The sequence below is a fragment of the Klebsiella sp. M041 genome (assembly GCF_059759695.1).
The window spans coordinates 222996-247551 of record NZ_JCAXWU010000009.1; the positions used below are offsets into that span (position 1 = coordinate 222996).

Genomic DNA, 24556 nt, shown 5'->3' on the forward strand with positions numbered 1-24556 from the left:
TAACCATTTTTTATCCTTTCCCTTGAATTCCGCCGGTTGTCAGACATAAACTCGTTAGAGCTCTAACGATTTTGGCAGACGACCTATGGACCATCGACAGCTTAACTTTTCCCATCTTTTATATCTGACCGCCCATCACTGGCGGCTGGCGGTTAATCGTCGGCTGAAAAACCTCGGCCTCAGCCAGGCCAGCTGGGTGGCGGTCGCCGCCATCGCCCGCCACCACCAGCCGCTGTCGCAAAGCGAACTGGCGCAGGAGCTGGGAGTGGAGAGCCCGACCATTGTGCCGCTGATCAACCGCCTGGTGGCCCTCGGCCTGGTGGAGCGCGTCACCACCGACCGCGATAAACGCAAGCGGCTGCTGGTGGTCACCGACCAGGGGCAGGCCCTCTTCGAGCAGGTCAAAACGGTGGCGGACGATCTGCGTGAAGAGATCCTGACGGCGATCACGCCGCAGGAGCGGGAACAAACTCAGCGGGTGCTGGAAAAGCTGTTGCGCGAAGTGGAGAAGAAATAATGCCCCGTCGCCAGAGTAACCCCTACGTCCCTCATGACTGGGCGCCGCATGAAAAACCGGCCCTGCTCGGCTCGCCATCGACGCCGCTGCACAGCCCGGCGAAGCGCCTGGCCTACGGGGTGGTCGGGCTGCTGGTGTGCCTCACCGGCGCGCTGGGCAACGCGGTGGTCACCGCCAATCTGCAGCTGCTGCAGGGCACCTTCGCCGCCTGGTCGACGGAGATCGCCTGGCTGCCGGCGGTGTATGTCATGACCAACGTCTCCATTAACCTGCTGCTGGTGAAATTTCGTCAGCAGTTCGGGCTGCGCGCCTTTACCGAAGGCTTTCTGGTGCTCTATGTGCTGGTCACCTTCTTCCACCTGTTCGTCAACGATCTCAGCTCGGCGCTGATGGTCCGCGCCGCCCACGGCATGGTGGCCGCGGCGCTCAGCTCGCTGGGGATCTACTATCAGGTGCAGGCCTGGCCCGCACGCCACCGCCTGAAAGGGCTGACTATCGGTATCACCGGCTCGTCGCTGGCCATTCCGCTGGCGCGCCTCTTTTCCAGCGAGCTGCTGCAGATCGATGAATGGCGCGGGCTCTACTTCTTTGAGCTGGGGCTGGCGCTGGTGTCGCTGGCCTGCGTCATCGCCCTGAAGCTGCCGCCGAGCGATCGTAAAAAGGTGTTCGAGAAGAAGGATTTTATTACCTTCTTCCTGCTGGCCCCCGGCATGGCGCTGGTCTGCGCGGTGCTCTCGCTGGGGCGGCTCGAGTGGTGGTTCGAAGCGCCGTGGATCGGCTGGTCGCTGGCCGCGGCGGTGGTGCTGATCGTCGCCGCCATCGCCTTTGAGCATAACCGCAGCAATCCTCTGCTCAATACCAAATGGCTCTCCAGCGGCAGTATCCTGCGCCTGGGTCTGATTATGCTGCTGATCCGCATCGTGCTAGCGGAGCAGAATACCGGGGTGATCGGCTGGCTGCAGTACGTTGGCCTGCAAAACGAACAGATGACCAACCTCGCGTGGTCAATTTTCGCCGGCATTCTGTGCGGGATCATCGCCAGCTGCCTGACGCTTAACCCGCAGAAGCTCTACTGGCCGACCGCCACCGCCCTGGCGCTGATCATGGTGGCCTCGCTGCTCGACAGCCAGTCCAACGCCCTCACCCGTCCGGAACAGCTGATGTTCAGCCAGTTTTTGCTTGGCTTCGGCAGCGCCTTCTTTCTGGCGCCGGCGATGCTCGCCGGCATTGGCGGGGTGTTCGCCGATCCGCGCAACCTGGTCAGCTTCTCGGTGCTGTTCGGCATGAGCCAGAACATAGGCGGTCTGTTGGGGTCGGCGATACTCGGCACCTTCCAGACCTGGCGGGAGAAATTTCACTCCAGCCAGCTGGCGGACCAGATCACCACGCTCAACCCGCTGATCGTCGAGCGGCTGCAGCAGTACAGCCAGATGTACCAGAGCCAGATCGGCGACAGCACGCTGCTCAGCGTCCAGGCCACCACCCTGCTGCAAAACGCCGCGACGCTGCAGGCCAATATTCTCGCCTGGAATGACACCTATCTGCTGACGGCGGCGATCTCCGCCGGGACGTTAGTGTGGGTTTTCTGGCGCTTAATTCGCTTACGATTGACCGCCCGTATCGCCTTAAAACGCGCCACCGGCAACAAATAATTATCATCATTTCATCTCTGGAGTCGTTATGAGTCAGCAGGATGCGGCCAAACAACAGGCCAATACCCGAAACAACATTCGCGTGGTCTCCATTTTTACCGCCGCGGCGATAGGCCTCGTCGGCGTACTGGTGATCCTCTATGCCTGGCAACTGCCGCCGTTCACCCGCCATAGCCAGTTTACCGACAACGCCTACGTGCGCGGGCAGACCACCTTTATCAGCCCACAGGTCAACGGCTACATCACTGCCGTCAACGTCAAGGATTTCGCCATCGTTCAGCCGGGCGAGGTACTGTTCCAGATAGACGATCGCATCTATAAACAGCGGGTGCACCAGGCCCAGGCCACCCTGGCGATGAAGGAGGCAGCGCTGCGCAACAACCTGCAGCAGCGCAAAAGCGCCGAGGCGACGATCGCCAAAAATGAAGCCGCGCTGCAAAACGCCCGCGCGCAGAATCTGAAAATCCAGGCTGATTTAAAACGGGTGCAGGAGCTGACCGCCGATGGATCGCTGTCGATCCGCGAGCGGGATTCCGCCCGCGCCAGCGCCGCCCAGGGGGCAGCGGATATTGAACAGGCGAAAGCGGCGCTGGAGATGTCGCGCCAGGACCGCGAATCGACCATCGTCAATCGCGATTCACTTGAGGCCGACGTGGCCAGCGCCAAAGCAGCCCTCGAGCTGGCGCAGATCGACCTGCAGAATACGCAGATCATCGCCCCCACCGGCGGCCAGCTGGGGCAGATTTCGGTGCGTCTTGGCGCTTACGTCAGCGCCGGAACCCATCTGACCTCGCTGGTGCCGCCGCAGCACTGGGTGATCGCCAACCTGAAAGAGACCCAGCTGGCCGATGTGCGTATCGGCCAGCCGGTTACCTTCACCGTTGACGCGCTCAACGGCGAGACCTTCCACGGCAAGGTGCAGAGTATCTCCCCGGCGACCGGGGTGGAGTTCAGCGCCATTTCGCCGGACAACGCCACCGGCAACTTCGTCAAGATCGCCCAGCGCATCCCGGTACGCATCACGGTTAACGAGGGGCAACGCAACAGCGAGCGCCTGCGCCCCGGCATGTCGGTGCAGGTGACCATTGATACCCGCGCGGAGAAGCAGCCATGATCCGCCCGGTCACCCTTGCCATCGTCCTGGCGCTGGTCGGCTGTCAGTCCGCCGATGTGCAGCGCGCCCAGCCGACGCTCGCCATCCCTGCCGCCTGGCGGGCCGACGTTGGCCCTGCCAGCCCGGTGGAAGGCGTATGGTGGCGCAATTTTCATGACAGCGCGCTGAATCAGTATGTCGACCGGGCGCTGCGCTATAACAGCGATGTGCTGATCGCCCGCGAGCGGGTGAATGAGTATCAGGCGCGGGCGTATGCCGCCGACAGCACTCTTTTCCCCTCGCTGGATGCCAGCCTGACCGGCACCCGCGCCCGCGCGCAGTCCGCCGCCACCGGCCTGCCGATCCACAGTACGGTGTATAAAGGCGGCCTGACCGCCAGCTATGATGTCGATATCTGGGGCGCGAACCGCAGCGCGGCCAGCGCCGCCGGGGCCAGCCTCGAGGCGCAGAAAGCCGCTGCCGACGCGGCCAATTTGAGCGTCGCCGCCTCGGTGGCCGTGGGCTACGTGACGCTGCTGTCGCTGGATGAGCAACTGCGGGTCACGCAGCAGACGCTCCAGGCGCGGGAAGACGCCTGGCGCCTGGCCAAACGTCAGTATGAAACCGGGTATACCTCGCGCCTTGAGCTGATGCAGGCGGATTCGGAGCTGCGCTCCACGCGGGCGCAGATCCCGCCGCTGCAGCACCAGATTGCGCAGCAGGAAAACGCCCTCAGCGTGCTGCTGGGGGATAACCCCGGCGCGATAAAACGCGGCGAATTCGCCGGGCTCACCCCGCTGCGTCTGCCCTCGCAGCTGCCGTCCACCTTGCTCAACCGCCGCCCGGATATCGTACAGGCCCAGCGTCAGCTGGTCGCCGCCGATGCCACCCTGGCCTCGTCCCAGGCGCAGCTACTGCCGTCTATCAACCTGACCGCCACCGGCAGCCTGCAGGACCGGACGCTGCCGGATCTGCTGGACAACCCGCTGCGACTCTGGAGCATTGGCGGTAGCATCCTGGCGCCGCTGCTTAACCGCCAGGCGTTAAATGCCCAGGTGGATGTCTCGATGGCCCAGCGCAACCAGGCGCTGTACAGCTATGAGAACACGGTGCGCGGCGCGTTCAAAGAGGTCAATGACAGCCTGGACGCCATTAGCCGCTACGGCGAACAGCTGACCGAACTGCAGGGGCAGGAGGCGGTGGCGGAAGAAACATTGCGCATTGCGCAGAACCGCTACCGTAACGGCTACTCTTCGTATCTGGATGTGCTTGATGCCCAGCGAACGCTGTTCTCCACCCAGCTTAGCGTGGTACAGGTGAAGAATAACCTGCTGCTGGCGCAGATCGATCTATACCGGGCGCTGGGAGGCGGCTGGTCTGATTCATCAGGGAGCTAAATGGGGAAGCGTCATATGCAACAACAGTGGTCTGCAGTAGACAATTATTTGATTGAGGCCTTAATTCCCAGCGATCCTGTGCTCGATCGGGTACTGGAAAACAACCATCGTTCCGGGCTCCCGGCACACGATGTCGCCGCCAATCAGGGTCAGTTTCTCGCCCTGCTGGTACGGCTTACCCAGGCTAAGCGGATCCTGGAGATCGGCACCCTCGGCGGCTATAGCACCATCTGGATGGCGCGCGAGCTTCCTGCCGACGGCCAACTCCTCACCCTGGAGGCCGACGCGCATCATGCCCGGGTGGCGCGGGAGAATCTGCAGCTGGCGGGGGTTGACCAGCGGGTCACGCTGCGGGAGGGGCCTGCGCTACGGTCCCTGGAGGCGCTTGGCGAATGTCCCGCTTTCGACCTGATCTTCATCGATGCCGATAAGCCGAATAATCCCCATTATCTGCGCTGGGCGCTACGTTATTCCCGCCCGGGAACCTTAATTATTGGCGATAACGTGGTACGCGACGGCGAAGTGGTCAACCCACAGAGCGCCGACGAGCGCGTTCAGGGCGTGCGTCAGTTCATTGAGATGATGGGCGCCGAGCCACGGTTGACGGCAACGGCGCTGCAAACCGTGGGCACGAAAGGCTGGGACGGCTTTACCCTGGCGTGGGTCAACGCTTAAGCGTGGACGCCGGGCCCGTCGCCCCGGTAAGCGCAGCGCCACCGGGGACAACCGGCCAGGTTACGGCGTAATCTGCTCCATCGCCTGCAGCACGCGTTTGTCCGAGATGGGGTACGGGGTCCCCAGCTGCTGGGCGAAGAAGCTCACCCGCAGCTCCTCGATCATCCAGCGGATCTCCCGGACATCGTCGTCCTCACGGCGGTTCGGCGGCAGCTTATTCAGCCACTGCTGCCACGCCTGCTGCACGCTCTCGATTTTCAGCATCTGCGCGCGGTCGCGGTGCGGATCGATAGCCATCTTCTCCAGACGCTTTTCAATCGCCTGCAGATAGCGCAGCGTATCGCCAAGACGACGGAAGCCGTTGCCGGTGACAAAGCCGCGGTAAACCAGCCCCGCCATCTGCGCTTTGATGTCCGACAGCCCCAGCGCCATGGTCATATCCACCCGGCCTTTCAGCCGTTTGTTGATATTGAACACCGCGGTGAGGATCTGCTCGACCTGTTTGGCGATCTCCACGACCGTCTCGTTGAGCTCGGCGCGAACTTTATCATGCAGCTGGCTAAAGCCCTCTTCCGTCCACACCGGCCCGCCCGCCTCGTCGATAAGCTTATCAACGCCGCAGGAGATGCAGTCGTCAATCAGATCCAGCACTTTGCCGTACGGGTTAAAATAGAGCCCGAGCTTGGCTTTGTTCGGCAGCTTCTCGTGCAGATACTTAATCGGCGACGGAATGTTAAGCAGCAGCAGGCGACGCAGACCGCGCCACATGGCCTGCTGCTGTTCCTGTGGATTATCAAACAGCTTGATGGCCACGCTGTCGCGCTCGTCCACCAGCGCCGGCCAGGCTTTCACCTTATAGTTGCCGCGCTTCTGTTCGTAACTCTCCGCCAGGGTGCCAAAGCTCCAGATATGCAGCCCGCTCTGCTCGATGCCGTCATCAGCGACCGCCGACAGCGTCTCCTGAACTTTGCCCTTCAGCGCCTCTTTCAGCGCCTGCAGCGAGCGCCCTTCCTGCAGCTTCTTGTTTTTATCGTCCACCACCCGGAAAGTGATTTTCAGGTGATCGGGCACCTGATCCCACTGCCAGGCTTCGCGGTCGATGGTCACGCCGGTCATCCGCCGCAGTTCGCGCTCGAGGGAGTCGAGCAGCGGCAGCTCCAGCGGCGTCGCCCGGCCAAGAAACGCTTCCGCATAGTTGGGCGCCGGGACGAAATTGCGCCGCACCGGCTTCGGCAGCGATTTTATCAGGGCGATAATCAGCTCCCGGCGCAGACCGGGGATCTGCCATTCAAACCCGGCCTCCTCCACCTGATTAAGCAGCGGCAGCGGAATATGCACCGTCACGCCGTCGGCGTCGGCGCCCGGCTCGAACTGATAGGTCAGACGCAGCTTCAGATTGCCCTGATGCCAGAAGTTCGGATAGTCCAGTTTGCTGACCTGCTCCGCCCCTTCCTTAATCAGCATGCTCTTCTCAAAGTTGAGCAGATCCGGGGTGTCGCGGCTGGCCTGCTTCCACCAGGCGTCAAAATGCCGGGCGGAGATGACGTCGTGGCTGATGCGCTGGTCGTAGAATTCGAACAGGGTCTCGTCATCCACCAGAATGTCGCGGCGGCGCGACTTATGCTCCAGCTCTTCGATTTCCGCCCGCAGTTTCAGGTTCTCCCGGAAGAAGGCGTGGCGCGTTTGCCAGTCGCCCTCCACCAGCGCGTGGCGGATAAACAGCTCGCGGCACAGCGCCGGGTCGATCTGGCTGTAGTTGACCTTACGCGCGCCAACGATCGGCAGGCCATAGACGGTGACCTTTTCCGTCGCCATCACCGCGCCCTGCGCCCGCTCCCAGTGCGGCTCACTGTATGAGCGTTTGATCAGGTGCTGCGCGACCGGCTCCACCCACTCCGGCTCAATGCGGGCGGCAATGCGGCCCCACAGCCGGCTGGTTTCCACCAGTTCCGCCACCATCGTCCACTTCGGCGGCTTTTTAAACAGACCGGACCCCGGGAAGATGGAGAAGCGGGCGTTACGCGCGCCGGTAAACTCCTGTTTATCGGCATCCTTCATGCCGATGTGCGACAGCAGACCGGTCAGCAGCGCAGTATGGATCTCGCGGTATTCCGCCGGTTCGCTGTTGATCGGCAGGCCAAGCTCTTTCACCACCTGACGCAGCTGGGTGTAGATATCCTGCCACTCGCGCACGCGCAGATAGTTCAGAAAATCGACCCGGCACTGGCGGCGGAACTGATTCGACGACAGCGCCTTCTGCTGCTCGCCGAGGTAGTTCCACAGATTGACGAAGGCGAGGAAATCAGACTCTTTATCGTGAAAGCGGCGGTGCTTCTCGTCGGAGGCCTGCTGCTTATCCATCGGCCGCTCGCGCGGATCCTGAATCGACAGCGCGGAGGTGATGATCATCGCTTCCCGCACGCAGCCGTGCTTCTGCGCCTCCAGCACCATCCGCGCCAGGCGCGGGTCCACCGGCAGCTGGCTGAGCTGGCGGCCCATCGGCGTTAACTTATAGGCGGTGGCCTGCTCATCGGTGGTGATCGCGCCCAGCTCTTCCAGCAGGCGCACGCCGTCCTGAATGTTGCGCTTATCCGGCGCTTCAACGAACGGGAAGGCGGCGATATCGCCTAAGCCCAGGGCGGTCATCTGCAGGATGACCGACGCCAGGTTGGTGCGCAGAATTTCCGGGTCGGTAAATTCCGGGCGCGACAGGAAATCGTCTTCTGAATAAAGACGAATACAGATCCCTTCCGAGACGCGGCCGCAGCGGCCTTTACGCTGGTTGGCGGAGGCCTGGGAAACCGGCTCGATCGGCAGGCGCTGCACCTTGGTGCGGTAGCTGTAGCGGCTGATACGCGCGGTACCGGGATCGATAACGTACTTGATGCCCGGCACGGTCAGCGAGGTTTCCGCCACGTTGGTCGCCAGCACGATGCGCCGTCCGCTGTGCGGCTGGAAGACGCGGTTCTGCTCGCTGTTGGACAAGCGAGCGTACAGCGGCAGCACCTCGGTATGGCGCAGATCCAGCTTATTCAGCGCATCGGCGGTATCGCGAATCTCCCGCTCGCCGCTCATAAAGATCAGAATATCCCCTGGCCCTTCGCGCCCCAGCTCGTCGACGGCATCAAAGATCGCCTGCAGCTGATCGCGCTCGGTATCGTCCGCCTCTTCCACTATCGGCCGGTAGCGCACTTCCACCGGGTAAGTCCGCCCGGAGACTTCGATAATCGGCGCATTATTGAAATGCTTTGAGAAACGTTCCGGGTCGATGGTCGCCGAGGTGATGATGATTTTCAGGTCAGGACGGCGCGGCAGCAGCTCTTTCAGGTAGCCGAGCAGGAAGTCGATGTTCAGGCTGCGCTCGTGCGCTTCATCGATAATGATGGTGTCATACTGCATCAGCAGGCGATCCTGCTGGATCTCCGCCAGCAGAATACCGTCGGTCATCAGCTTGACCATGGTGTTGTCGCTGACGTGATCGCTAAAGCGGACCTTATAGCCGATACAACCGCCCGGCTCCGTTTGCAGCTCCTCGGCGATACGGTTGGCGACGGTTCGCGCGGCGAGACGACGCGGCTGGGTATGGCCGATCAGCCCTTTCAGCCCGCGGCCCAGCTCCATGCAGATTTTTGGCAGCTGGGTGGTTTTACCCGAACCGGTCTCCCCGGCGACAATCACCACCTGGTGATCGCGTACCGCCTCGAGAATTTCTTGTTTTTTCTGGCTAACCGGCAGGTTTTCCGGATAGGTGATGGCCGGTCGCGCCGCTTCGCGCAGCAGGACTTTACCGGCTGCCTGGCTTATCTCCTGCGCCATCTCCTGGAGGATGGCCTGTTGCGATTCAGGATTTTTAACCTTCTTCACGCCGTGCAGACGGCGGGCAAAGCGCGTTTTGTCGCGCAGCATCAGGCCGTCGAGCTGTTGATAAAGCTGGGGGAAGGTGATTTTTTGTTGTTCTGTCATAGCGTTATCGGGCAGAGCTCTGCCGGGAAAATCTCTTTTGAAGTATTGCCTTAGAGTACCACATCTGTGTCATCCGTGCCTTGTTCAAAAAATCTGAACATAGGATTCGATATATTGCGCTATCTCTGTGGCGTGATTGTGAATACAGTGTCATCAAGCACCAGGGCACTGACCCGTCAATCACATTAAAAAAGGAAACACCCATGAGCAAAGTATTAGTTCTGAAATCCAGTATTCTGGCAGGGTACTCACAATCTGGTCAGCTTTCCGACTATTTTGTTGAACAATGGCAGGAAAAACACCCGGGCGACGAGATCACCGTGCGTGACCTGGCCGCTAATCCGATCCCGGTTCTGGATGGTGAACTGGTTGGCGCCCTGCGTCCGAGCGACGCGCCGCTGACGCCGCGTCAGCAGGAAGCGCTGGCCCTTTCCGACGAGCTGATCGCCGAACTGAAAGGCAATGATGTGATTGTTATCGCTGCGCCGATGTACAACTTCAACATTCCGACGCAGTTGAAAAACTATTTTGACCTGGTGGCTCGCGCCGGCGTGACCTTCCGCTACACCGAGAAAGGGCCGGAAGGTCTGGTGACCGGTAAACGCGCGGTCGTCGTGACCAGCCGCGGCGGTATCCATAAAGATACCCCGACCGACCTGGTCACCCCGTACCTGTCCACCTTCCTCGGCTTTATCGGCATCACCGACGTGAACTTCGTGTTCGCCGAAGGTATCGCTTACGGCCCGGAAGTCGCGGCCAAAGCGCAGTCTGACGCAAAAGCGGCCATCGACAGCGTGGTTGCAGCCTAATATTTCACTCCTCTCGCTTCCTGCGGGAGGAGTGTTTTACTTTTTCTCGTAGCGCAAATACCCCACCACGCCTCCGCCGCCATCGTTTGGATGATTCACCCCGTCGTTGACCTCCACGCAGGAAAAATCGAAAGGCGAAACGCCGTCAATGCAGGCCACATTCACACCATACTCCTGTGGGTTTGAACGCCGTTGATGAAAGGTGTAGATCCCGCATACCGAGCAGAAAAAGTGCACGGCTTCCCCTGTATTAAAGCGATACTCGGTGAGCTTATCCCTTCCGCGTACCACCTCTATGCCTGAACGCGGCGAAGAGACCGCGACCGCCCCGCGCATTCGACAATATGAGCAGTTACAGCGCCGAGCGGTATTGAAGCCGTCGCTGAGTTCAACGGTAAACGCCACCGCACCGCAGTGACAGTGAGCGGATAATTTCTCTGCCATATATTTCCCCCTCAGGTTGAGGATTTTGGCCGCAGGTTTTCATCAAACTCCAGCCGCTTACGCCCCTCTTCCACTTCCCGTAATGGCTCAACCTGATGCAGCGTCTGCTGACAGCGTTCCACCAGCACCTGGTATTCACGGGTGCCATGCTTTTTCCACGCCAGCTCCTGTTCGCTCAGGACGCGAATCGCTTTTGCCGGGCTGCCGATGATCAGATGGTTGGCGGGCATCTCAGCGTTGGCTTTGACAAAGGCCGAGGCGCCGACAATGCTGTTTTCGCCGATGGTCGCCCCGTCGATAATCACCGCGCTCATCCCCACCAGCGCGTTGCGGCCAATCACGCAGCCGTGCAGAATAGCGCCGTGGCCGATATGTCCGTCCTCTTCCACCACCGTATCCTGGCCGGGGAAGCCGTGCATCACGCAGTTGTCCTGAATATTGGCCCCGTCTTTGACCACGATGCGGCCAAAATCGCCGCGCAGGCTGGCGTTGGGCCCAACATAGACCCCTTTGCCGAGGATCACGTCGCCAATCAACACCGCGGTCGGGTGGACGTAACTCTCCTCCGGCACCACCGGGGTCAGTCCATCAATCTGATAAATCGGCATGCAACCTCCTTATGCGCCCGGCAAACCGCCAAAGCGCTGATAATAGAGCGGGCCCGGCGCGGGAAGCTCGCCGACCGAGCTTTCACCTTTCTCGCTGACGAACGCCAGCGCGCCGGGACTCACCCGTTGGTAAATATTGATACACAGCTGGCGGGCGGTTTGCCCCGCCCAGTGCGCCGGCAGCAGCTCTTCCGGCAGCAGCGGATCTTTGAGCACCACCCGACGATAGAAATGAATCAGCAGGAGCTGGATCTGAAAGCTGCGTTCCGGCGTTAACTCCGCGGGGTCGCAGTCGCGCAGCAGCGGCAGTAACGGCCGGAATAACGAGATAAAAGCCTCATACATCTCGTTTTGTTCGGTGAGATGCCAGCACTCCTCCACCCGGCTGCGCAGCGCCGCCCGGGAGAGCGCCAGCGGCGAGTGGGCTTCAAAACAGATGACGTTTTCGGCGACCCCCGCTTCATGGAGCAGCGACTGGACATCCGCCAGCTTTTGCGACGGCGAGGCTAACAGGCTCGGCGCCAGCGCGCCAAACCCCTGCCAAAGCAGCTGCTTTTTGACGTCGGCCAGCACATTTTTCTCCAGGCCTTCCGAAAGCAGCAGCAGCCAGGTGCCGTCCCATTCCGCTGCGTTCGCGCGATAAATTTTATGTTCCGCGCGTCGGGTCAGGCGCAGCCCTTTGTCGCTCAGACGATAGAAGCTGCGGCGGCCGATACGGACGACATCGAGCCACTCCTCTTTATTGAGGCGAAACAGCGCGGTGCGGACGAAACGCTCGCCGAAGCCTAATCCTTCCAGCAGCGCCGCGACGCTGCCCAGCCACACTTCCCCACCGCGTTGTAATAAGGCGTCGCCATACAGCGAGGCGATTAATGACGTGCCGCTGATCGGCGTCGCCGTCACCGCTTGTTGAATAAAGGCGTCGAGTTTACTCATCTGATTCATTCTGTTGTTATATTTTTCCTTTATGAATCATAGCACAGGAAATTCCCGGCCTACGGCGTAAAGGCCTCAGCCGGGTTATCTGGGAGAGAATTAACCGCTGACCACCGCTTTACGCAGGTCGAATACGCGACAGGCTTTGCCTTCAGAGCGCGGAATGCTGCCGCAGTTGACGATGGTGATATCGGTGGAGATCCCGACCATCGACTTAATGCGGTGGCGCAGCTGGTGACAAATCTGGCAGCGCTGCTCGTGACTCAGGGCCAGCCCGCTCTCTTTCAGCTCCACGCGCACCGCCAGCGAATCGAGATGGCCGCGGCGATTCACCTCCAGCTGGTAGTGCGGCGCCAGGTGTTCAAACTTAAGGATCTCTTCTTCCAGCTGCGACGGGAAGACGTTAACCCCGCGGATGATCAGCATATCGTCGCTGCGTCCGCTGATGCGGTCCATACGGCGCATGGTGCGCGCGGTGCCCGGCAGCAGGCGCGTCAGATCGCGGGTACGATAGCGGATCACCGGCAGCGCCTCTTTGGTCAGCGTGGTGAACAGCAGTTCGCCGTGTTCGCCATCGGCCAGCGGCGTGCCGTCGTCCGGGTTAACGATTTCCGGGAAGAAGTGGTCTTCCCAGATGGTCGGGCCGTCAACGGTTTCCAGACACTCCATCGCCACCCCCGGGCCCATCACCTCTGACAGACCGTAAATATCCAGGGCGGTGATCCCCAGCCGGCGCTCGATCTCCGCGCGCATCGCCAGGGTCCACGGCTCGGCGCCAAAGACGCCGACGCGTAATGAACAGCCGCGGGCATCGCCGGCCATCTGGCGCTCCAGCTCTTCAATCAGATTCAGACAGTATGAGGGCGTCACCATGATCATATCCGGCTGGAAATCGCGGATCAGCTGCGCCTGTTTTTCGGTCTGTCCGCCGGACATCGGGATCACCGTCGCGCCTAAGCGTTCCGCGCCGTAGTGCGCGCCAAGGCCGCCGGTAAACAGGCCGTAGCCGTAGGCGACGTGAATTTTATCTTTCGCCGTGCCGCCGGCGGCGCGCAGCGAACGGGCGACGATATTGGCCCAGTTATCAATATCGTTTTGCGTATAACCCACCACCGTCGGTTTGCCGGTGGTGCCGGATGAGGCATGAATGCGCACCACCTGCTCCATCGGCACCGCGAAAGTATCGAAGGGATAGTTGTCGCGCAGATCCTGTTTGGTGGTGCACGGGAATTTGGTCAGGTCGCTCAGTTCGCGGAAGTCGTCAGGGTGCACGCCTGCGGCGTCGAATTTACGACGATACATTGGCACATTGTTATACGCATGATTCAGCGTCCACTTCAGACGCTGGGTTTGCAGGGCCTGCAGCTCATCACGCGAGGCGGTTTCAATCGGATCTAATTTTGTAGTAGTTATCATTGTAGGGTACTCGCAGGTAAATTAGCTCACACTCGCTCGAGGATCATGGCGATGCCCTGACCCACGCCAATACACATCGTACACAACGCATAGCGCCCGCCGCGGCGCTGCAGCTCAAGGCTGGCGCTCAGCGCCAGACGCGCGCCGCTCATGCCCAGCGGATGGCCTAAAGCGATGGCGCCGCCGTTGGGATTCACATGCGCCGCATCGTCCGGCACGCCGAGCTGTCTGAGCACCCCCAGCGCCTGGGCGGCGAAGGCCTCATTCAGCTCAATCAGATCCATATCGTTAATATTGAGCCCCGCCCGCTCCAGCACTTTACGCACCGCCGGTACCGGCCCCAGTCCCATCAGGCGCGGCTCGACGCCCGCCGTCGCCATCGCCACGATCCGCGCCCGCGGCGTGAGCCCCTGGCTAGCGGCCTGCTGTTCGCTGGCGATGATCAGCGCCGCGGCGCCGTCGTTGACGCCGGAAGCATTGCCCGCGGTAATGACGCCGCCTTGACGGAACGGCGCTTTCAGTTGCGCCAGCTGCTCAAGCGTGGTTTCCGGTCGCGGATGCTCGTCCTCGCGCACGTCGCTAAGCGCCCCTTTCCGGCCGACAACCTGCACCGGCACGATCTCCTGCGCCAGAATGCCGTCGCGCTGGGCCTGCGCCGTGCGCTGCTGGCTGCGCCAGGCGAAAGCATCCTGATCGGCGCGGCTGATATTTAACAATTCGGCTACATTCTCGGCGGTTTCCGGCATGCTGTCAGTTCCGAAGTGTTGCGCCATGAGCGGGTTCACAAAACGCCAGCCAATGGTTGTGTCGAACAGCTCCGCCTGACGCTGATACGGCGCGCTGGCCTTCCCCATCACAAACGGCGCGCGCGACATCGACTCCACGCCGCCGGCGATCAGCAGATCGGCATCGCCGGCTTTGATCGCCCGGGCGGCAAAACCGACGGCGTCCAGCCCGGAGCCGCACAGGCGGTTGAGGGTGGTTCCCGGCACCGTATGCGGGTAGCCGGCCAGCAGCGTCGCCATATGCGCCACATTGCGGTTATCTTCGCCCGCCTGATTCGCGCAACCGTAAATCACATCATCGATCGCGGTCGGGTCAAGCCTGGGGTTGCGGCTCAGCAGCGCACGCAGCGGGATCGCCGCCAGGTCGTCGGCGCGCACGCTGGCCAGCGCGCCGCCGTAGCGGCCAATCGGCGTGCGGATCCCGTCACAAATAAAGGCCTCGCGCATTACACATCTCCTGTGATTGTGCCGCCGATGCGGTGCGATTTGCCGCGAAACAGGGCCACAATTTTTTGCTGTTGATTAACAATTTCAATGTCGTAGACCCCGGTCAGCTTGCCCTGCTGTTTGACTCTGGCGGTGGCGACCAGCCGGTCGCCGGCAAACGCCGGGCGGAGAAAATCAATGCTGGCCGCCGAAGCCACCGCCGCCAGCCCCTGGCTGTTACAGGCGTAGGCGAAAGCGGTATCGGCAAGGGTAAATAGCTGACCGCCGTGGCAGGTTTGATGGCCGTTAAGCATGTCCGGCGAGACGGTCATGGTCATCTGCGCAAAACCGTCGTCCATTTCGATGAGTTCGATCCCCATCGTTCTGGCGCAGGTATCTTTTTCGTACATCGCGCGCGCGTTGCGCCAGGCATCATTGCTCATGATGCTTCTCCATCAGCGCCTTCTGGCGCAACAGGGAGCCGGGGCGATAGCGCTCCTCGCCATAATGGTGGTGCAGGTTCTCCAGCAGGCGCAGCACGCGGCGCCAGCCGAGGCTGTCCCCCCACGCCAGCGGGCCCTGCGGGTAATTGACGCCCAGACGCATGGCGGTATCGATATCCTGTGCGCTGGCCACCCCTTTCTGTAGTGCATCCAGCGCTTCGTTAATCAGCATCGCCACCGTGCGCCACACCAGCAGGCCGGGATAATCGGCGATACGCAGCACGTTCTTGCCCTGCTGCTGGAAGTAGTGCACCGCTTTGTCCGTCGCCGCCGGCGCGTTGGTCGCCGCTGCGGCCAGCACCACCGTATCGCTGGCGCACAGGTCATACACCACCACCGGACGGCGATGCTTAACGCTCAGCGCCAGGGCAGTCTCGCCTTCGGTCTCCAGCAACAGCAGCTCGTCCAGCTCGGTGACACTGTCACTTATAGTGATGACGGATTGAGCGCCATGGGCAACCGGCGGCAGCGCCGCCGCCGTCCTGACTTCCGCAGGCCAGCGATAGACGCCATGGCCGCTCTTTTTGCCCAGCCGCCCGGCCAGCGCCAGCTCTTGCTGGAGGAGCGATGGCAGGTAACGGCGGTCCTGCCAGAAAGCGTTAAATACCGAGCAGGTCACGGCGAAGTTGACGTCCTGGCCAATCAGGTCCGTCAGCGCCAGGGGCCCCATCGGGAAACCGCCGCCGTCACGCAAAGCGGCATCGATAACCTCCGGGGCGGCCACCTGCTCCTCCAGCGCCCGCCAGGCTTCGGCGTAGAATGGACGCGCCACGCGATTAACGATAAAGCCGGGCGTCGAGCGGCAGCGCACCGGCCGCTTCCCCCAGCCGCTCACGCACTGGCACAGCTGCTCCACCACTTCCGCAGACGTCGCCAGGCCGCTGACGACCTCCACCAGCTTCATGACCGGCGCCGGATTAAAGAAGTGCAGCCCGGCGACGCGTTCGGGATGCTTCACTCCGGCGGCGATGGCGGTAATCGAAATCGACGAGGTGTTGCTGGTGAGCAACGTTGACGGCGCGCAGATCGCCGCCAGCTGCGCGAACAGCGCCGTTTTTACCTCCAGGCGTTCAGAGGCCGCTTCGATCACTAAATCTGCGTCGGCCAGCGCGGCTAAATCGTGGGCCGGATGCAGGCGTGCCAGCAGCGCGTCGGCCTGCTCTGACGCCAGTTTGCCGCGCTCGACCCGTGAGGCGAGCCGCCTGGCAATACCCTCGATCGCCCGGGCGATGGCCTGATGATCGATGTCGTAAATCAGCACCGGATGCCCGGCGGCAGCCGCCACTTCGGCGATGCCGGCCCCCATGGTGCCGCTGCCGATCACCGCCACGTTGGCTATGGATGTCGTCATCATCTATTTCCCGCTGAACTGTGGTGGCCGTTTGGCCAGAAATGCGCTGACCCCTTCGCGATAATCATCGCTGCGCCCGGCGAGGCGTTGATAATCGCGCTCCAGGTCCAGCTGCGCGTCGAGACCGTTGGTTTCCGCCGCCAGCAGCGCCTTTTTAATCAACCCAAGACCCAACGTCGGCTGAGCCGCCAGATGGCGCGCCAGCTGCAGACTGGTGTCCGCCAGTTCGGCATCATCCACCAGCTGCCAGATCATCCCCCACTGCGCGGCCTGTTCCGCGCTGAGGCTATCGCCCAGCAGCGCCAGCCCCATGGCGCGCGCGCGGCCGGCCACCCGCGGCAGGAACCAGCTGCCGCCGCAGTCCGGCACCAGCCCGAGCTTGCTGAAGGCCATCACAAACTTGGCCGAACGCGCGGCCAGCACGATATCGCAGCCCAGCGCCAGGGTGGCCCCTGCGCCAGCGGCTACGCCGTTGACCGCGCAAATCACCGGTTTCGGCAGCGCCGCCAGACGACGCACTAATGGGTTGTAAAAGCGTTCCACCGACAGGCCGAGATCCGGCGGCGGGCCGCTGGGGTCGACGTTGCGGTCGTTCAAATCCTGGCCGGCGCAAAAGCCACGGCCGGCGCCGGTGATCAGCAGGCAACGCACGCCGTCGTCGCGCTCGGCCTGCTTCAGGCATTCCGCCAGCTGTTGATGCATCAGGTCGTTAAAACTGTTGAGGCGGTCCGGGCGATTGAGGGTAATGGTCATGACGCCCTGTTCCACTGCGCTGAGAATGAAAGCTTCCACGATTAGCGTCCTTTAAAGTCCGGGGTACGTTTTTGTAAGAAGGCGTCGATGCCTTCGCGGCGGTCTTCGGTGGCGCTCAGCAGGGTGAACAGCTGGCGCTCCTGCTGGAGACCGGCCTGCAGGCTCACCTCCTGCGACAGGCGCAGCGACTGTTTCGCCGCCCGGAGCGCCAACGGCGCGTGGCGGGCGATGGTGGTCGCCAGTTGCAGGGCATATTCATCGGTTAACGCCGCCGGATGGATATCGCTTACCAGTCCGGCCTGCTGCGCCTGACGGGCGTCAATACTCTCGCCGCTCAGCACCATCCGGCTGGCCAGCGCCTTGCCAACGCTGCGGATCAGCCGCTGGGTGCCGCCAGCGCCCGGCATGATGCCGAGGGTAATTTCCGGCAGGCCAAAGCGGGCGTTGTCCCCGGCGACAATCAGGTCGCACAGCAGGGCCAGCTCGCAGCCCGCGCCGAGGGCGTAACCGTTGACCGAGGCGATCAGCGGTTTGGGGAAGGCATCGATACGCGCCCACAGCCGCGGGCGGATATCATCCAGGGTCGCCGGGAGATCTTTCTCCGCCATCTCGTTCAGGTCGGCTCCGGCGGCAAAGAAGCGCGGATTGCCGCTGATGACGCAGACGCTGACGTTGTCATCAGCGGCCGCAGCCTCCAGCGCCTCGGCAATCCGGGTTAATAAGGCATTGTTCAGCGCGTTGCGGGCCTGCGGACGGTTTAGCGTCAGCTGCAGCACCCGGCCATGGCGGTGGATCATCAGCTCGCTCATGCCATCCCCCGCGCATCAAAGTCGACCACCACGTCGCCGCTGGTGGGCAGCGCCTGGCAGCTCAGCACGTAACCCGCCGCCAGCTCATCCGCTTCGAGGCTATAGTTGGCGGCCATCGCCACTTCGCCGCGCAGCACTTTGCATTTACAGGTGGCGCACACCCCGCCCTTGCAGGCAAACGGCAGGTCTGCCCCCTGGCGCAATGCGGCATCCAGAATGCTGTCGTCTTCGGCGCTGAGGGCGATCAGCCGATCGCGCCCGTCCTGGCGGATGGTTACCGTGCGCCCTTCCGCCTGCACCCCGGCGGCGCGCTTAACGCTGCCGCCCGGCGTATTGAAGCGTTCGAGATGAATGGCGTGCTCCGGCACGCCGAGCTCGCGCAGGGTCGTTTCCGCCTCATCCATCATCGTCGCCGGGCCGCAGATAAAGGCCTCGTCGAAACGGCTGAAATCCAGCAGATGGTCCGCGAGCTGGCGCAGTTTGTCGCCATCGATGCGCCCCTGCAGCAAATCGCTGTCCATCGACTCCTGGCTGAACAGATGCACCACCTGCAGGCGCTGCGGATAGCGGTCTTTTAAATCGGCCAGCGCCTGGCGGAACATCATGCTGTGGCTGCTGCGGTTGCCGTAGATCAGCGTGAAGCGGCTGTGCGGCTCGGTGGCCAGGGTGGCGCTAACGATCGCCATCATCGGCGTGATCCCGGAGCCGGCGGCGATCGCCAGATAGTCGCCCTGCCGTTCAGCCTGCGGCTGATAGCCGAAATGCCCCTGCGGCACCATTACCTCCAGCTCCATCCCCTGCTGGATAGCGTGCTGGGCGAAGCGCGAGAAGCGCCCGCCGTCGATGGCTTTGACCGCGACGCTGATCTCTCCCGGCGTAGGGCTGCGGCAGATGGAGTAACAGCGGCGCAGCTCTTCACCGCCCAGTCGGGCTTTCAGCGTCAGATGTTGGCCCGGACGAAAGCAGTACTCCGCCTGCAGGGCTTGCGGAATCGCAAACGTAATGGTCACCGCATCGCGGGTTTCCGGCTCGACTCTCGCGACCTTAAGCGCATGGAACGTCGTCATGGCAACCTCAAATACATTTAAAGTAATCAAAGGGTTCCCGGCAGCTGTCGCAGCGATAGAGCGCTTTGCAGGCCGTGGAACCGAATTCGCTAATCAGCGAGGTGCGGGTGCTGCCGCAGCGCGGACAACTCACCTCGGCGGGCATTTCCGCGTGGCAGGCGTGCCCCTGCGGCGGGCTGATGCCGTACTGGCGCAGGCGCTCGCGGGCCTCCTGGCTCATCCAGTCGGTGGTCCACGGCGGGTCCAGCTGCAGGACGATGTGGACCGGCAGATAACCATGCTCGCTCATCACCGCGCGGATCTCGCTCAGCAGATGCTCCGTCGCCGGGCACCCTGAATAAGTCGGGGTAAAGCCAATCACCCAGCCGTCGCCGTGGCGCGCGACGCTGCGCACCATGCCGAGGTCGGTGATGGTGAGTACCGGCACTTCCGGGTCCGGGATCGCGCTTAACACTCCCCAGATGGCGCGCACCTCGGCGGGAGCGATGTCATCTAAACGTTGCATCGTCCCCTCCCTTACCACTGCAGGCCGGGATGGGAACGCTGCAGATATTGCATCTCCGCCAGCAGCGTGCCGAGATGTTCACTGTGCAGCCCCTGTTTGCCGCCGCTGCGAAAGGCCGCTTCCTGCGGGACCGGTAAGCCTGAGTCAAGCAGCGCGGTATGCACGGTGCTTTGCCATTCGGCCTGAAGCTCGCGCGGATCAACCGCAATGCCCTCCCCGGCCAGGCTGAGCTCCAGGTCATCGGCAAGGAACAGTTCGCCGGTGAAGCGCCACAGATTGTCGACCGCCTGCTGCATTTTGCGATTTGAAACCTCGGTGCCGTGACCAAGACGCTCCAGCCAGCCGCGGCTGAAGCGCTGGTGGTAGCGCACCTCTTTCAGCCCTTTGGCGGCAATGGCCGCCAGCTGCGCGTCACGGCTGTTCACCAGCCGGCTGTACAGGGCGACGTGCCAGACGTCGATAAAGAACTGGCGGGCGATGGTGTCGGCAAAATTGCCGTTCGGCTGCTCCACCAGCAGCAGGTTGCTGAACTGGCGCTCATCGCGGCCAAAGGCCAGGGTATCTTCATCGCCGCAGCCGTTAAGCTCGGCGGCATAGCTCAAAAAGTTGCGCGCCTGGCCAAGCAGATCGAGGCCGATATTGGCCAATGCGAGATCGATCTCCAGCTCCGGGGCATGGCCGCACCAGGCGCCTAAGCGCTGGGCCAGCACCAGGCCGTTGTCGCCAAGACGCAGAGCGTAGGTGGTTACAGGATTGTGGTTATTCATCGTCGCCTCACATGTGTTCCATGCCGTCCGGCACGGTATAGAAGGTCGGATGACGGTAGACTTTGCTTTCCGCCGGGTCGAAGAATTCGCCGCGCGCTTCAGGCTGCGAGGCGACGATTTCGCTGGCCTTCACCACCCAAATGGAGCAGCCTTCGCTGCGGCGGGTGTAGGCGTCGCGGGCGTTCTCCAGTGCCATTTGATCGTCGGCGGCATGCAGGCTGCCGACGTGACGATGGGAAAGCCCCTGTTTGCTGCGAACGAACACTTCATATAACGGCCAGTAAACTTTGCTCATGTTGTCTCTCCTTATGCCGCGCTGCGGGCCTGCTGTTTTTGCGCATGGGCCAGCGCGGCTTCGCGTACCCACTCGCCCTCTTCCCAGGCCTTACGCTTGGCGGCCAGCCGCTCGTGGTTGCACACGCCACGGCCGCTAATCACCTCGTTAAACTCCTGCCAGTCGATCTCGCCGAAGCGGTAGTGGCCGCTGGCTTCATCAAAGTGCAACTCCGGGTCCGGGACGGTCATGCCGAGGATCTCCACCTGCGGCACGGTGTTGTCGACAAAGCGTTGACGCAGCTCGTCGTTGGAGTGCAGTTTGATTTTCCACGCCATGCTGCGGGCGCTGTTCGGCGAGTTGTCGTCGCTGGGGCCAAACATCATCAGCGCCGGCCACCAGAAGCGGTTAATGGCGTCCTGCAGCATCTGCCGCTGAGCGTCATTACCCTGCGCCAGCGCCATGCAGGCTTCGAATCCCTGGCGCTGGTGAAAGCTCTCTTCTTTGCAGATTTTGACCATCGCCCGGGCATAGGGGCCGTAGGACGTCCGGCACAGCGCCACCTGGTTGACGATGGCCGCGCCATCGACCAGCCAGCCGATCACGCCGATATCGGCCCAGCTCAGCGTCGGGTAGTTAAAAATGGAGGAGTATTTCATCTGCCCGTCGAGCATCTTCTGATACAGATCTTCCCGCGCGCAGCCGAGGGTTTCCGCGGCGCTATAGAGATACAGCCCGTGGCCGGCCTCATCCTGCACTTTAGCCAGCAGGATCGCTTTGCGGCGCAGAGTGGGCGCCCGGGTGATCCAGTTGCCTTCCGGCAGCATGCCGACGATTTCCGAGTGCGCATGCTGACCAATCTGACGGATCAGGGTTTTACGATAGGCATCCGGCATCCAGTCCTGCGGTTCGATGGCCGTTTCCTGCGCGATGCGCTGGTCAAAGCGTTGTTCTTCTGTCACGTCATCACCTTTATGATTCCGATATTCACATCACAACAGTTTATGTGAATCACTTTGTTTATTGAAGGTTACATATTGGTTAAAGAAAACCACAAATTTTGTTTACTCTTTTTGTGATAGCCTCCGCAAAACCTTTTGTAAACCACAACAAATACAGTTAATTAGGTCAAAAACATAACGTCATCGCGATCACAATGTTAATAATTTATTAAATACGCGCTTGCATTTTATGATTCATAAAAGAACTATTTATAGACATTCCACGTAACATATTTGGAGATTCGCGATGCAGCAGTTAGCCAGCTACTTATCCGGCGCCTGGCAGACCGGCCGGGGCCGCGCCCGTACTATCCATCACGCCATCACCGGCGCGGCGCTGTGGGAGGTGACCAGCGAAGGCCTGGATATGGCGCAGGCGCGCCGCTTCGCAATTGAGCGCGGCGGTCAGGCTCTGCAAGCCATGACCTTTATTGAACGCAGCGCGATGTTAAAAGCGGTAGCGAAACATCTGCTGGAGCAGAAAGACCAGTTCTACGCGATTTCCGCGCAAACCGGCGCCACCCGCGCCGACAGCTGGGTGGATATCGAAGGCGGCATCGGCACCCTTTTCACCTATGCCGGGCTCGGTAGTCGCGAACTGCCGGACGATATCCTGTGGCCGGAAGACGAGCTGATCCCGCTCTCTAAACAGGGCGGTTTTGCCGCGCGTCACGTGCTGACCTCAAAATCAGGCGTCGCTGTGCATATCAACGCCTTCAACTTCCCCTGCTGGGGAATGCTGGAAAAACTGGCCCCCACCTGGCTGGCCGGCATGCCGGCGATCGTTAAACCGGCCACCGCTACCGCCCAGCTCACCCAGGCCATGGTGAAGGCGATTGTCGACAGCGGCCTGGTGCCGGAAGGCGCCATCAGCCTGATTTGCGGCGGCGCGGGCGATCTGCTCGACCATCTCGACAGCCAGGACGTGGTGACCTTTACCGGCTCAGCCGCCACCGGCCAGCAGCTGCGGTCGCACCCCAACCTGGTGGCCAAATCGATTCCCTTTACCATGGAAGCGGATTCGCTCAACTGCTGTGTGTTAGGCGAAGACGTCACGCCGGAGCAGCCGGAGTTCGCGCTGTTTATCCGGGAAGTGGTCCGCGAGATGACGGCGAAAGCCGGGCAAAAATGTACCGCTATCCGCCGCATCATCGTCCCGTTGGCGCAGATCAATGCGGTTAGCGATGCCCTGATCGCCCGCCTGCATAAAGTGACCGTCGGCGACCCGGCGCAGGAAGGGATTAAGATGGGGGCGCTGGTTAATCACGAGCAGCGTCAGGACGTTCAGGAGAGCGTCAATAAACTGATTGCCGCCGGCTGCGAAGCGCTGCTTGGCGGACAGGCGGACCTCAGCGCGGCCGGGGCCTTTTTCCCGCCGACGCTGCTCTACTGCGCGCAGCCGGATGAAACCCCGGCGGTTCACGCCATTGAAGCCTTTGGTCCGGTGGCGACCCTGATGCCCTACCAGGATCGCCAGCATGCCCTGGCGCTGGCTCGTGCCGGCGGCGGTAGCCTGGCGGGAACGCTGGTCACCGCCAGCGGCGAACTGGCGCGCGAGTTTATCCTCGGCGCCGCCCGCGCCCATGGCCGTATTCAGATACTGAACGAGGCGTCCTCGGTCGAGTCAACCGGCCACGGTTCGCCGCTGCCGCAGCTGGTGCACGGCGGTCCCGGCCGCGCCGGCGGCGGCGAAGAGCTCGGCGGACTGCGTTCGGTGAAACACTATATGCAGCGCACCGCCGTCCAGGGCAGCCCGACGATGCTGGCGACCATTGGCCAGCAGTGGGTGCGCGGCGCCCAGGTGAGCGAAGACCGCATTCACCCGTTCCGCAAATATTTCGAAGAGATCCAGCCCGGCGACAGTTTGCTGACCCCGCGGCGGACCCTGACCGAAGCGGATATCGTTAACTTCGCCTGTCTGAGCGGCGACCATTTCTACGCCCACATGGACAAAATCGCCGCCGCCGACTCGATTTTCGGCGAGCGCGTGGTCCACGGTTATTTCCTGATCTCCGCGGCGGCCGGTCTGTTCGTCGATGCCGGCGTCGGGCCGGTTATCGCCAACTACGGCATGGAAAACCTGCGCTTTATTGAACCGGTCAAGCCGGGAGACACCATCCAGGTGCGTCTGACCTGTAAGCGGAAAACCGTTAAACGTCAGCGTAGCGCCGAGGAGAAAGCTACCGGCGTGGTGGAATGGGCGGTGGAGATTTTCAACCAGCACCAGCAGGCGGTGGCGCTGTATTCCATTCTGACCCTGGTGGCGCGCCAGCAGGGGGATTTCCCGGCGTAATGGCGGAATCTGTTGGCCGAACCTTGAGCCATTGAGACTGCAAGCGGTGTGCAACGGTTTCGCCGCGGGAAGTCCTTTATGTTATCTGCGGCTTCAGCGTAGTTTGCGCTCCCGGTTGGTCCTCTGCGTTATGTCTCTTACGGCGCAGGGTGCGCACAGAGGGCGGCCCGTCGCCGCCGCCCCCTGTCCCCCCGGGCTCCGGCCAGCCCCGGCAGTTTCAGTCGCGCAAGTGGGTCAATCAAGGACAGGTCGCACGAACCCTCCAGGCCGGGTAAAGCGCAGCCGCCAACCGGCACAAAATCGGCTCCGTGCCCGCTGTCCTTGCCCGGCGGCGCTGCGCTTGCGCGGGCCTACTGGCAGTCAGACCCGGACAGGTAGGCCGGGTAAGGCGCAGCCGCCACCCGGCACAAAATCGGCTCCGTGCCCGCTGTCCTTGCCCGGCGGCGCTGCGCTTGCGCGGGCCTACTGGCAGTCAGACCCGGACAGGTAGGCCGGGTAAGGCGCAGCCGCCA

Annotated in this window: 22 protein-coding genes; 7 read left to right on the forward strand and 15 right to left on the reverse strand. The window is 62.0% G+C overall.

Features of this window, described 5'->3' with window-relative positions:
* Positions 1–85: 85 nt before the first annotated feature.
* Genes AC6CWS_RS14290 through AC6CWS_RS14310 form a run of 5 tightly spaced genes read left to right on the forward strand, consistent with a single transcriptional unit; the run spans position 86 to position 5334 of the window.
* Positions 86–517, forward strand: a complete 432-nt coding sequence (locus AC6CWS_RS14290) for a MarR family winged helix-turn-helix transcriptional regulator (RefSeq protein WP_023289469.1) — start codon at positions 86–88, stop codon at positions 515–517.
* Positions 517–2169, forward strand: a complete 1653-nt coding sequence (locus AC6CWS_RS14295) for an efflux MFS transporter permease (protein WP_065882231.1) — start codon at positions 517–519, stop codon at positions 2167–2169. The genes AC6CWS_RS14290 and AC6CWS_RS14295 overlap by 1 nt, the downstream gene beginning before the upstream one ends.
* A 28-nt stretch (positions 2170–2197) precedes the next feature.
* Positions 2198–3283, forward strand: a complete 1086-nt coding sequence (locus AC6CWS_RS14300) for an HlyD family secretion protein (protein ID WP_032452665.1) — start codon at positions 2198–2200, stop codon at positions 3281–3283.
* Positions 3280–4659: an efflux transporter outer membrane subunit gene (locus AC6CWS_RS14305; protein ID WP_065882229.1), complete on the forward strand. Its 1380-nt coding sequence runs from the start codon at positions 3280–3282 to the stop codon at positions 4657–4659. The genes AC6CWS_RS14300 and AC6CWS_RS14305 overlap by 4 nt, the downstream gene beginning before the upstream one ends.
* Complete coding sequence (locus tag AC6CWS_RS14310) at positions 4660–5334, forward strand: O-methyltransferase (protein WP_074442596.1); 675 nt, start codon at positions 4660–4662, stop codon at positions 5332–5334.
* Between the two features lie 60 nt (positions 5335–5394).
* On the opposite strand, the gene hrpA is transcribed toward AC6CWS_RS14310, so the two are convergent.
* The gene (gene hrpA / locus AC6CWS_RS14315) at positions 5395–9297 is read right to left on the reverse strand and encodes an ATP-dependent RNA helicase HrpA (protein WP_048334923.1); all 3903 of its coding nucleotides are present in this window, start codon (positions 9295–9297) and stop codon (positions 5395–5397) included.
* Positions 9298–9500: 203 nt separating this feature from the next.
* On the opposite strand from hrpA, the gene azoR reads away from it, so the two are divergent.
* Positions 9501–10106, forward strand: a complete 606-nt coding sequence (azoR, locus tag AC6CWS_RS14320) for an FMN-dependent NADH-azoreductase (protein WP_002902889.1) — start codon at positions 9501–9503, stop codon at positions 10104–10106.
* Positions 10107–10142: 36 nt separating this feature from the next.
* Here the strand turns inward: azoR and AC6CWS_RS14325 are convergent, their stop codons facing one another.
* The 14 genes from AC6CWS_RS14325 to paaA all read right to left on the reverse strand — a co-directional run bounded on the left by AC6CWS_RS14325 (position 10143) and on the right by paaA (position 21712).
* Complete coding sequence (locus AC6CWS_RS14325; protein ID WP_023289463.1) at positions 10143–10550, reverse strand: GFA family protein; 408 nt, start codon at positions 10548–10550, stop codon at positions 10143–10145.
* Between the two features lie 11 nt (positions 10551–10561).
* Entirely contained in the window at positions 10562–11158 is a 597-nt protein-coding gene (paaY, locus tag AC6CWS_RS14330) for a phenylacetic acid degradation protein PaaY (RefSeq protein ID WP_065882227.1), read from the reverse strand.
* Between the two features lie 9 nt (positions 11159–11167).
* A complete protein-coding gene (gene paaX, locus AC6CWS_RS14335; RefSeq protein WP_074442607.1) occupies positions 11168–12094 on the reverse strand; it encodes a phenylacetic acid degradation operon negative regulatory protein PaaX in 927 nt (308 codons plus the stop codon).
* Between the two features lie 99 nt (positions 12095–12193).
* Entirely contained in the window at positions 12194–13510 is a 1317-nt protein-coding gene (gene paaK / locus AC6CWS_RS14340; protein WP_023289460.1) for a phenylacetate--CoA ligase PaaK, read from the reverse strand.
* Positions 13511–13536: 26 nt separating this feature from the next.
* Positions 13537–14742 carry a 3-oxoadipyl-CoA thiolase gene (pcaF, locus tag AC6CWS_RS14345; protein WP_044522629.1) on the reverse strand — a complete coding sequence of 402 codons (1206 nt, stop codon included), beginning with the start codon at positions 14740–14742 and terminating at the stop codon, positions 13537–13539.
* Positions 14742–15164 (reverse strand): hydroxyphenylacetyl-CoA thioesterase PaaI, encoded by a 423-nt coding sequence (gene paaI, locus AC6CWS_RS14350; protein ID WP_080901499.1) that lies wholly within the window; start codon positions 15162–15164, stop codon positions 14742–14744. Before paaI ends, pcaF begins: the two co-directional genes overlap by 1 nt.
* Positions 15154–16578, reverse strand: coding sequence for a 3-hydroxyacyl-CoA dehydrogenase (locus AC6CWS_RS14355; protein WP_072199070.1), 1425 nt, complete (start codon positions 16576–16578; stop codon positions 15154–15156). The genes paaI and AC6CWS_RS14355 overlap by 11 nt, the downstream gene beginning before the upstream one ends.
* Entirely contained in the window at positions 16579–17367 is a 789-nt protein-coding gene (paaG, locus tag AC6CWS_RS14360) for a 2-(1,2-epoxy-1,2-dihydrophenyl)acetyl-CoA isomerase PaaG (protein ID WP_050534152.1), read from the reverse strand.
* 2 nt (positions 17368–17369) lie between these two features.
* Positions 17370–18137 carry a 2,3-dehydroadipyl-CoA hydratase PaaF gene (paaF, locus tag AC6CWS_RS14365; protein ID WP_023289455.1) on the reverse strand — a complete coding sequence of 256 codons (768 nt, stop codon included), beginning with the start codon at positions 18135–18137 and terminating at the stop codon, positions 17370–17372.
* On the reverse strand, positions 18134–19204 hold the full coding sequence (gene paaE, locus AC6CWS_RS14370) for a 1,2-phenylacetyl-CoA epoxidase subunit PaaE (RefSeq protein ID WP_023289454.1): 1071 nt from the start codon (positions 19202–19204) through the stop codon (positions 18134–18136). Before paaE ends, paaF begins: the two co-directional genes overlap by 4 nt.
* Before the next feature lie 7 nt (positions 19205–19211).
* A complete protein-coding gene (gene paaD / locus AC6CWS_RS14375; protein ID WP_023289453.1) occupies positions 19212–19709 on the reverse strand; it encodes a 1,2-phenylacetyl-CoA epoxidase subunit PaaD in 498 nt (165 codons plus the stop codon).
* 11 nt (positions 19710–19720) lie between these two features.
* Positions 19721–20476, reverse strand: coding sequence for a 1,2-phenylacetyl-CoA epoxidase subunit PaaC (gene paaC, locus AC6CWS_RS14380; RefSeq protein ID WP_065882217.1), 756 nt, complete (start codon positions 20474–20476; stop codon positions 19721–19723).
* 7 nt (positions 20477–20483) lie between these two features.
* Positions 20484–20771, reverse strand: a complete 288-nt coding sequence (paaB, locus tag AC6CWS_RS14385; protein WP_023289451.1) for a 1,2-phenylacetyl-CoA epoxidase subunit PaaB — start codon at positions 20769–20771, stop codon at positions 20484–20486.
* Positions 20772–20782: 11 nt separating this feature from the next.
* Entirely contained in the window at positions 20783–21712 is a 930-nt protein-coding gene (gene paaA / locus AC6CWS_RS14390) for a 1,2-phenylacetyl-CoA epoxidase subunit PaaA (RefSeq protein ID WP_065882215.1), read from the reverse strand.
* Between the two features lie 286 nt (positions 21713–21998).
* Between paaA and paaZ the strand changes: the two genes are divergently transcribed.
* Positions 21999–24044, forward strand: a complete 2046-nt coding sequence (gene paaZ, locus AC6CWS_RS14395; protein ID WP_050534148.1) for a phenylacetic acid degradation bifunctional protein PaaZ — start codon at positions 21999–22001, stop codon at positions 24042–24044.
* Positions 24045–24556: the final 512 nt, after the last annotated feature.

Coding starts and splice junctions, on each gene's coding strand:
- paaX (WP_074442607.1), bottom strand. CDS start 12,094: ATGAGTAAACTCGACGCCTTTATTCAACAAGCGGTGACGGCGACGCCG.
- paaC (WP_065882217.1), bottom strand. CDS start 20,476: ATGAATAACCACAATCCTGTAACCACCTACGCTCTGCGTCTTGGCGAC.
- paaZ (WP_050534148.1), top strand. CDS start 21,999: ATGCAGCAGTTAGCCAGCTACTTATCCGGCGCCTGGCAGACCGGCCGG.
- pcaF (WP_044522629.1), bottom strand. CDS start 14,742: ATGCGCGAGGCCTTTATTTGTGACGGGATCCGCACGCCGATTGGCCGC.
- hrpA (WP_048334923.1), bottom strand. CDS start 9,297: ATGACAGAACAACAAAAAATCACCTTCCCCCAGCTTTATCAACAGCTC.
- AC6CWS_RS14325 (WP_023289463.1), bottom strand. CDS start 10,550: ATGGCAGAGAAATTATCCGCTCACTGTCACTGCGGTGCGGTGGCGTTT.
- azoR (WP_002902889.1), top strand. CDS start 9,501: ATGAGCAAAGTATTAGTTCTGAAATCCAGTATTCTGGCAGGGTACTCA.
- paaY (WP_065882227.1), bottom strand. CDS start 11,158: ATGCCGATTTATCAGATTGATGGACTGACCCCGGTGGTGCCGGAGGAG.
- AC6CWS_RS14295 (WP_065882231.1), top strand. CDS start 517: ATGCCCCGTCGCCAGAGTAACCCCTACGTCCCTCATGACTGGGCGCCG.
- paaF (WP_023289455.1), bottom strand. CDS start 18,137: ATGAGCGAGCTGATGATCCACCGCCATGGCCGGGTGCTGCAGCTGACG.
- AC6CWS_RS14355 (WP_072199070.1), bottom strand. CDS start 16,578: ATGATGACGACATCCATAGCCAACGTGGCGGTGATCGGCAGCGGCACC.
- AC6CWS_RS14290 (WP_023289469.1), top strand. CDS start 86: ATGGACCATCGACAGCTTAACTTTTCCCATCTTTTATATCTGACCGCC.
- AC6CWS_RS14305 (WP_065882229.1), top strand. CDS start 3,280: ATGATCCGCCCGGTCACCCTTGCCATCGTCCTGGCGCTGGTCGGCTGT.
- paaE (WP_023289454.1), bottom strand. CDS start 19,204: ATGACGACGTTCCATGCGCTTAAGGTCGCGAGAGTCGAGCCGGAAACC.
- paaI (WP_080901499.1), bottom strand. CDS start 15,164: ATGAGCAATGATGCCTGGCGCAACGCGCGCGCGATGTACGAAAAAGAT.
- paaD (WP_023289453.1), bottom strand. CDS start 19,709: ATGCAACGTTTAGATGACATCGCTCCCGCCGAGGTGCGCGCCATCTGG.
- AC6CWS_RS14310 (WP_074442596.1), top strand. CDS start 4,660: ATGGGGAAGCGTCATATGCAACAACAGTGGTCTGCAGTAGACAATTAT.
- paaK (WP_023289460.1), bottom strand. CDS start 13,510: ATGATAACTACTACAAAATTAGATCCGATTGAAACCGCCTCGCGTGAT.
- AC6CWS_RS14300 (WP_032452665.1), top strand. CDS start 2,198: ATGAGTCAGCAGGATGCGGCCAAACAACAGGCCAATACCCGAAACAAC.
- paaB (WP_023289451.1), bottom strand. CDS start 20,771: ATGAGCAAAGTTTACTGGCCGTTATATGAAGTGTTCGTTCGCAGCAAA.